At 39.9% G+C, this 1,922-nt stretch carries 3 protein-coding genes; all 3 read left to right on the top strand.

Annotated features, from left to right (window positions below; genetic code table 11):
• Window positions 1-278: 278 nt before the first annotated feature.
• The 3 genes from F6K49_RS44590 to F6K49_RS44600 all read left to right on the top strand — a co-directional run bounded on the left by F6K49_RS44590 (window position 279) and on the right by F6K49_RS44600 (window position 1,547).
• Window positions 279-500 (top strand): 1-acyl-sn-glycerol-3-phosphate acyltransferase, encoded by a 222-nt coding sequence (locus F6K49_RS44590; protein ID WP_293051728.1) that lies wholly within the window; start codon window positions 279-281, stop codon window positions 498-500.
• An 82-nt stretch (window positions 501-582) separates the two neighbouring features.
• Window positions 583-750: a hypothetical protein gene (locus tag F6K49_RS44595; protein WP_158516943.1), complete on the top strand. Its 168-nt coding sequence runs from the start codon at window positions 583-585 to the stop codon at window positions 748-750.
• 629 nt (window positions 751-1,379) lie between these two features.
• Entirely contained in the window at window positions 1,380-1,547 is a 168-nt protein-coding gene (locus F6K49_RS44600) for a hypothetical protein (protein ID WP_158069357.1), read from the top strand.
• The last annotated feature ends 375 nt before the right edge of the window (window positions 1,548-1,922 follow it).

The following is a 1,922-nucleotide window of genomic DNA, read 5'->3' on the forward strand; positions in this document are numbered from 1 at the left end:
AAAATTAATTATTAACATAAGTTAGTAGTCTAGTTTAGATTTAACAGGCTTTTTCTACTACTGGCTTAATGCCTAATGTGTCAAGCTACACACTTGTAGTCACTGGCAGTCTATCACCATTAGTTGTTTTGCACCTGATTATCTCTACTTTAAGGCATCTGTCAATAGATCTATTTTTAAAAAAATGTTAAGAAATGTTAATCTATATTAGAAATTGATGACTGAAACTGAAGTCTGACCATCTTCCACTACAGGTTTCTGATGCGCTTCTTGCTGCAATGGGAATAAATTGTTCCAATATCGATCAGGATCGCATTCCTCATAAATCTGCTGTTGTAGTAGTGAGTAACCATCGTGGCTTTCTAGATGTCCCGTTGTTGATGGTAGCCTTGGGGCAACGAATCCCCATTGCTTGTGATCATGGCATGGGACAAGCACCAGTGATGGGGGTGGGTTGTCAAGCAGATGGGTTGTTTCTCTCTATAAAAACCAAAATATAGACTGTGGGTGTTGTTACAACAGGCAAGTCAGTTTCGCGAACATCATCATTGGGTTGGGGTTTGTATACTCCGAGCCTAACCAATGGTGAATTTTACTCAGCCTTTGGAAATAGGCAACTTTCATAAAGGCTTTACCCACTTAGCTTTGTGGACATCAGTTAAACAGGCAGCGCCGCGCCTAAAGCGCGATCGCTTCCCAAGAAGAAATCGTACACTCAGTGATACCGCTGGGATGGTTACGTTTGTTTGACCCATCTGAACCCCGATTTGAACAAATGGGTTGGCATCCGATGGTAATTCATCGCTGTTTGGCAGTATTACTTGGACATTTCTATTGGATTACACAGAAACAGCGGAACTATCAAGGGAAACAGATTATGTGCTCCATTAGTAAGATATACCGGTATTAAATTGCTAGATTAGTACAGGGTATCAAGGATAAAGTATGAAGTATCAAGTATTAAGGCTCAAGGATAAAATAGGCTTGTTATTGTCTCACTTATGCTTGACTAAAAACTTGCTCAATCACCATAATTTAAACTACCTAGTTTATCTATAAAATTTCCTATTTAATATTTATAAAATATAGTTTTATACAGATTTAATAAATACAATAAAATGTCCTAAACATTCAATAATGAAGCGGTTTTGATATGAAGCATTATTCGTTATACTTACGCAAAAAAAATGTTGATGGCTATAATACTTCATACTGAAAGTAAAGAATGCCAAACGTTAATAGTTGTTCGTGTTTCTTGAGTCCGGGACAATCTAATCGGTGATTATCCACTATTTGTTTATTTACCAGAGATGGTTCCAATGGGTGAGCTGTTGGCAGTACAGGCTCAACATTGAGAAACTGATTTTGATTTCCGTTGTTTGGCGATCCCAACCGATGATTTAAGCAACTTGGAGAAGTTGGCAGGGGTAGTGGTTAACCTGATTGAAGCGGAACTCAACGAGGGAGCTTCACAGGACGTTATCTGTATGGTGAGTCGAAAGGAAGTCTGTCTGGTGCGTGAAGGTAGCTCTGAAAACCCCCCATAGGATTGACCGGATTATTTTGAGTAACCGAGCTACTTGTTTTAACCAACGAGCTTTCTTGATGCAAAGCGCGAGTGGGGAGGGGCTCCCCTGGTGACGAGAGTGATTTTCCTGAAATTGACTTTAGTTTCTGATTAGAAGTTCTAATCTTAACAAATCTTTATGATTTAGCCATTTTACCTTATACTACCAAAAGACAGTAGAAAGGAGAAAAAACAAGTATGTCGGAGGCCATCAAGCCGCTGACAGTACCCAAGGAGTTCCTGGGTGCCCCGGATAAGTTTAACTTAACGTTACTCATGTTTGTGGCGGCGATCATCTTGGTGGTCTGTTCCACCAGTGGTTACTGGCTTTGGGATTTGCCTAACGCTTGCTGCT

This window comes from Moorena sp. SIO3I6 (assembly GCF_010672095.1).